4 protein-coding genes are annotated in these 5,926 nt (G+C 64.8%); all 4 read left to right on the top strand.

Features of this window, described 5'->3' with window-relative positions; all coding sequences use genetic code 11:
- Window positions 1-68: 68 nt before the first annotated feature.
- Window positions 69-1,487 carry a type II secretion system ATPase GspE gene (gene gspE / locus ACE04F_RS17135; protein WP_486108497.1) on the top strand — a complete coding sequence of 473 codons (1,419 nt, stop codon included), beginning with the start codon at window positions 69-71 and terminating at the stop codon, window positions 1,485-1,487.
- On the top strand, window positions 1,487-2,695 hold the full coding sequence (gene gspF / locus ACE04F_RS17130) for a type II secretion system inner membrane protein GspF (RefSeq protein ID WP_486108495.1): 1,209 nt from the start codon (window positions 1,487-1,489) through the stop codon (window positions 2,693-2,695). The genes gspE and gspF overlap by 1 nt, the downstream gene beginning before the upstream one ends.
- A 374-nt stretch (window positions 2,696-3,069) precedes the next feature.
- Window positions 3,070-4,257: a substrate-binding domain-containing protein gene (locus ACE04F_RS17125; protein WP_486108493.1), complete on the top strand. Its 1,188-nt coding sequence runs from the start codon at window positions 3,070-3,072 to the stop codon at window positions 4,255-4,257.
- 215 nt (window positions 4,258-4,472) lie between these two features.
- A partial coding sequence (locus ACE04F_RS17120; protein WP_486108491.1) for a two-partner secretion domain-containing protein occupies window positions 4,473-5,926 on the top strand: 1,454 nt, incomplete at its 3' end.

The following is a 5,926-nucleotide window of genomic DNA, read 5'->3' as shown; positions in this document are numbered from 1 at the left end:
CCCCCCCCCCCCCCCCCCCCCCCCCCCCCCCCCCCCCCCACGGGGATGTCCGCAATAGGAGAAGGCTCATGAACACCCTCCCATACGCCTGGGCCAAGGCCCAGCGCCTGGTATTGCGCCAGTCCGGGGAAGAGGCGGTGCTGATGGTCTGCCCGTCGACGCCGGGCTGGTCGATCAGTGAAGTGCGTCGCCAGTTCGGCGAGGTCCGGCTGGAGCGGGTGCGTGACGAGGAGCTCGACGGCCTGCTCAATACCGCCTACGCCGACACCGGCAGTGCCGCCGCCGTGGTCGGCGCGGCGGAAAACGAGGTGGACCTCGACCGGTTGATGCAGGACATTCCCGAGATCACCGACCTGCTGGACACCCAGGACGGCGCGCCGGTGATCCGCATGATCAACGCGCTGCTGACCCAGGCCGCCCGGGACGAGGCCAGCGACATCCACATCGAACCCTACGAGAGCCATTCGGTGGTGCGTTATCGGGTCGACGGCACGCTGCGTGACGTGGTCTCGCCGCGCAAGGCCCTGCATGGCGCGCTGGTGTCGCGGATCAAGATCATGGCCCAGCTCGATATCGCCGAAAAACGCCTGCCCCAGGACGGCCGCATCGCCCTGCGTGTCGCCGGGCGGCCGATCGACATCCGCGTCTCCACCGTGCCCACCGGCCATGGCGAGCGGGTGGTGATGCGCCTGCTGGACAAACAGGCCGGACGCTTGCAATTAGAGACTTTGGGGATGGACCCGGAGGTACTCGGCAAACTCGACCACCTGATCCGCCAGCCCCACGGCATCGTCCTGGTCACCGGCCCTACGGGCAGCGGCAAGACCACCAGCCTGTATGCCGCCCTGGCGCGGCTGGACGCCAGCGTGCACAACATCCTCACCGTCGAAGACCCGGTGGAATACGACCTGCCGGGCATCAGCCAGATCCAGGTCAACGCGAAAATCGACATGACCTTCGCCCTGGCCCTGCGGGCGATCCTGCGCCAGGACCCGGACATAATCATGATCGGTGAAATCCGCGACCTGGAGACTGCGCAAATTGCCGTGCAGGCCTCGCTCACCGGTCATCTGGTGTTGGCCACGTTGCACACCAACGACGCGGTGTCGGCGATCAACCGACTGATCGACATGGGCGTCGAACCCTTCCTGCTGGCCTCGTCGATGCTCGGCGTGCTGGCCCAGCGGCTGGTGCGCAGGCTCTGTCCGCACTGCAAACAAGCCGATCCGGCCACGCCCGGCACCTGGCGCCCGGTGGGTTGCCCGAGTTGCAACCAGACTGGCTACAGCGGCCGCACCGGCATTCATGAATTGTTCTGCATCAACGACGACATCCGCACGCTGATCCACCAAGGGGCAGGGGAGCAGGCACTGCGCGCCGCGGCCCGCCAGGCCGGCATGTTCAGCATGCGCGAAGACGGCGAGCGCTGGGTGCGCAGTGGCGCCACCGCGCCTGAAGAAATCCTCCGCGTAACACGGGACGCCTGATGAACCGCTACCGTTTCGAAGCCGCCGACGCCCAGGGCAAGATCGAATCCGGGCACTTGGAAGCCGACAGCCAGGGCGCCGTTTTCAACCTGCTGCGCAGTCGCGGGCTGACGGCGTTGCAGGTGCAGCTCGAACGCAACACGGCACAGGCCAACGGCGGCCTGTTCAGCGCCAAGCTCTCGGACAAAGACCTGGCCTGGGCTACCCGGCAACTGGCGAGCCTGCTCGGGGCCAGCCTGCCACTGGAGGCGGCGCTGAGTGCGACGGTGGAGCAGGCCGAACGCAAACACATCGCCCAGACCCTCAGTGCGGTGCGCGCCGATGTGCGCAGTGGCATGCGCCTGGCCGAAGCCTTGGCGGCGCGGCCACGGGACTTTCCGGAAATCTACCGGGCGCTGATTGGCGCCGGCGAAGAGTCCGGCGACCTGGCTCAGGTGATGGAGCGGTTGGCGGACTACATCGAGGAGCGCAACAACCTGCGGGGCAAGATCCTCACGGCGTTCATCTATCCCGGCGTGGTGGGGCTGGTGTCGGTCGCCATCGTGATTTTCCTGCTCAGCTACGTGGTGCCCCAGGTGGTCAGCGCGTTCTCCCAGGCACGCCAGGACTTGCCCGGGCTGACCCTGGCGATGCTCACCGCCAGCGATTTCATCCGGGCCTGGGGCTGGCTGTGTTTTTGCGTGCTGGCCGGGGGCTTCTGGAGCTGGCGCCTGTACCTGCGCCAGCCGGCGGCGCGGTTGAACTGGCATGCGCGGGTACTGCGCCTGCCGCTGATCGGGCGATTTGTGCTGGGCCTCAACACCGCGCGTTTCGCCTCGACCCTGGCGATCCTCGGCGGCGCCGGAGTGCCCTTGTTGCGAGCACTGGAGGCCGCGCGCCAGACCCTCTCCAACGACCGCCTGAGCCTGAGCGTCAGCGATGCCACGGCCAAGGTCCGCGAAGGCGTCAACCTGGCGGCGGCGCTGCGGGTGGAAAAAGTCTTTCCGCCGGTGCTGATCCACCTGATCGCCAGCGGCGAAAAAACCGGCTGCCTGCCACCGATGCTTGAACGCGCCGCACAGACCCTGTCCCGCGACATCGAACGCCGGGCCATGGGCATGACCGCGCTGCTGGAGCCGTTGATGATCGTGATCATGGGCGGGGTGGTGCTGGTCATCGTCATGGCCGTGCTGCTGCCGATCATCGAGATCAATCAGTTGGTGCAGTAGCAGGACGCGCCACAACAGCTGCGAATATTTTTGCACTGCCACAACACCTCCCGTGTCATGCCCGCGCCAAACTCGGGTTCCTCGTTCTGTCATGTTTTCCCGCCGCATGACCGCCGGCCGCCGGCTTCCCTGGCAACCCTTGCCGTATCCCCGCAAAACCAGCCCGGACCCTCAACCCAGAGCCCTCGAACACCCGAGGAAAAAACTCGAAAAACAGCCCTCAGCTCCCGAGGTTTTTTCCTCTATCTGTCACCGGAAGCTGCGAATTTCTAACCCATGGCCTCACCCCATCGCCACCGGCACAGGACCGAGCGCCATGACGGCAAGCACGCGTCACCCAACCTACGTACGAACACGATGAAAGGAGATTCTTCATGTTTAAGCGCAACGTTCTCGCGGTATCCCTGACCCTCGCCGGCCTCTGCGCCGCTCAGGCCGCCATGGCTGATGTCAACGGCGGTGGTGCTACCTTGCCTCAGCCTCTGTACCAGACTGCTGGTGTACTCACCACCGGATTTTCCCAATACATCGGCGTGGGCAGCGGTGCCGGCAAGGCCGCTTTCCTCAACAACGACTACACCCGTTTCGTGGCCGGTGACACCAGCAAGAACGTGCACTGGGCGGGTAGCGATTCGAAGCTCTCCCAGGCTGAGTTGAACGCCTACGTCACCAACCATGGCACCGCCTGGGGCCCATTGATCCAAGTGCCTTCGGTCGCCACTTCGGTTGCCATTCCTTTCAACAAGACCGGCACCGCCAACGTTGACCTCAGCGTCGCTCAGCTGTGCGGCGTATTCGCCGGCACGCTGACTGACTGGAACCAAATCACCGGTTCCGGCCGTTCCGGCCCGATCACTGTGACTTATCGTGCTGAGAGCAGCGGTACTACCGAACTGTTCACCCGCTTTCTGAACGCCAAGTGCCCTACAGCTGTACCCGCTGTGCCCGGCACTTTCGCCATCACCACCAACTTCGCCTCCAGCTATAGCCTTGGCCTGCCAGCCGGCGCCGTAGCCGCCACAGGCAGCCAAGCTGTGATGGATGCGGTGAATGCTGCCCAAGGTCGCATCACCTACATGAGCCCGGATTACGCCGCCACCACCTTGGCCGGCCTGGACGACGCCACCAAGGTCGCTCGCGTTGCCGGTGTTTCCCCAGCCCCGGCCAACGTGTCGGCCGCAATCGCAGCCGTCACCGTGCCTGCTGCCGCCAACCGCGCTAACCCGAACGCCTGGGTACCGGTATTCGCTGCAGCCACCAACCCTAGCGATCCAAGCGTTGTGGCTTACCCAACCACCGGCTACCCGATCCTGGGCTTCACTAACGTGATCTTCAGCCAGTGCTACGCCAACGCTGCACAAACCACTCAGGTGCGTGATTTCTTCGCCCGTCATTACAACGCAACTGTGGCTAACAGCAACGATGCCGCAATCACCGCCAACCGTTTTGTGCCTTTGCCAGCTGCCTGGAAGCAAGCTGTTCGTAGCAGCTTCCTCACCGCTACCAACGCCCTTAGTATCGGCAACACCAACGTCTGCAATGGTATCGGTCGTCCGCTGTAACACCACGCCTGAGTAACACGCACCACGTATCAGCAACGATGCAAGTCGTTGCTGATTTTTTTTGCGTAGAACTCAAGCCAACACGGCCACATGAAATTTTCATGACAACCGTTCGGTCCCGAGCGGCTGTAACCGCCTATCCCCTATAACCAGCGCTGGCAGCTTGATAGCACTGCGTTGCGACCCCTTAGAGCGAACCCGAAAGGATGAGTAGGATGCTGCGCTGCAAACCCCAGACGAACCTGAATGCCCCACGTCGCGATGGCGAGTTGTCGATGTTACGACTCAAGCCGCTGGCCCAGGCCATTGCCCTGTTGATGGTGGCCGGCAATGCCCACGCAGCGACGGCGTTCAGTTCGGCCTGGTTTGCCGCCAAGGGCGCGCCTCAGGCCGGCGGTGCGGGGCGACCTGCAACGGCGCAGCCAGGCATGCCGCCACCCTTGGCGCAGCAGCAGCGGGCCAATGCGCAGTTGCAGCGTTCGCTGACCAACCTCAACAACACCGTGGCCGCGATAGCCGCCCAGCAAGCGGCACAGGCGGCCGGGCGGCAAGCGGCGTTGGGGCAGATTCAGGTCGTGCCTGACGGTTTGGGCGAGGGCGGGCTCAAGGTCGATAACAGCCTGACCCAGGGCTGGCTCAACGCCAAGGGACCGCAGCAGACCCAGGCCGGTGGCAAGACCACCGTGAAGATCGAGCAGACCGCTGACAAGGCGATTCTCAACTGGGAAACCTTCAACGTCGGCCGTAACACCACGGTGGATTTCCAGCAGCAGTCGGACTGGGCCGTGCTCAACCGGGTCAATGACCCACAGGCGCGAGCGAGCCAGATCCAGGGCCAGATCAAGGGCAACGGCACGGTGATGTTGGTCAACCGCAACGGCATCATTTTCAGCGGCAGCGGCCAGGTCAACGTGCGCAACCTGGCGGCGGTGGCGGCCAATATCAGCGATGAGCAGTTCAGCCAGCGCGGGTTGTACGTCGATGCCACCGGCAGCCAACCGACGTTCACCGACGCGGCCGGCAAAATCCATGTGCAGCAGGGCGCGCTGATCGAAACGCACCGCGCCGCCACTTCCACCGCCGGGGGCGGGTATGCGTTGTTGTTGGGCTCGGAAGTGGAAAACGCCGGCTCCATCATCACCGCCAAGGGCCAGACCACCCTGGCGGCGGCCGACAGCTTCTACATCCGCCGGGGCCAGGGCACCAGCGGCAACTTGCGCTCCACCACCCGTGGCAACGAGGTCGCGACGTCACTCAAGTCAGGCAGCAGCGCCGGCACCGTGATCAACAGTGGCCTGATCCAGGCCAGCACCGGCGACATCACCCTCACCGGACACCGGGTTGAGCAGAACGGCGTGGCCGTTGCCAGCAGTTCGGTGGACACCCGCGGCACCGTGCACCTGCTCAACGCCGCGAGCGACAGCAGCGGCAGCGTGGCCCTGGGGCAGGGCAGCGCCACAGCGGTTCTGCTCGATGCGGCAGGCGGCAGTGCCCTGGACAGTCAGCGCAATGCCGGACCCGCCGGCCTGGATGGCACGCCGAACAACCTGATCAGCGGCCAGTTCAACAACCTCAGCAGTGTGGTCGACCGCACCGACCAGTCGCGGGTCGAGATCGTCAGTGGCGGCAGCGTCGACTTCCAGAACGGCTCCATCACCCTGGCCCCCGG

It is taken from the genome of Pseudomonas sp. AGC41 (assembly GCF_057334555.1).
This window is presented reverse-complemented; position numbering and strand designations above follow the sequence as displayed.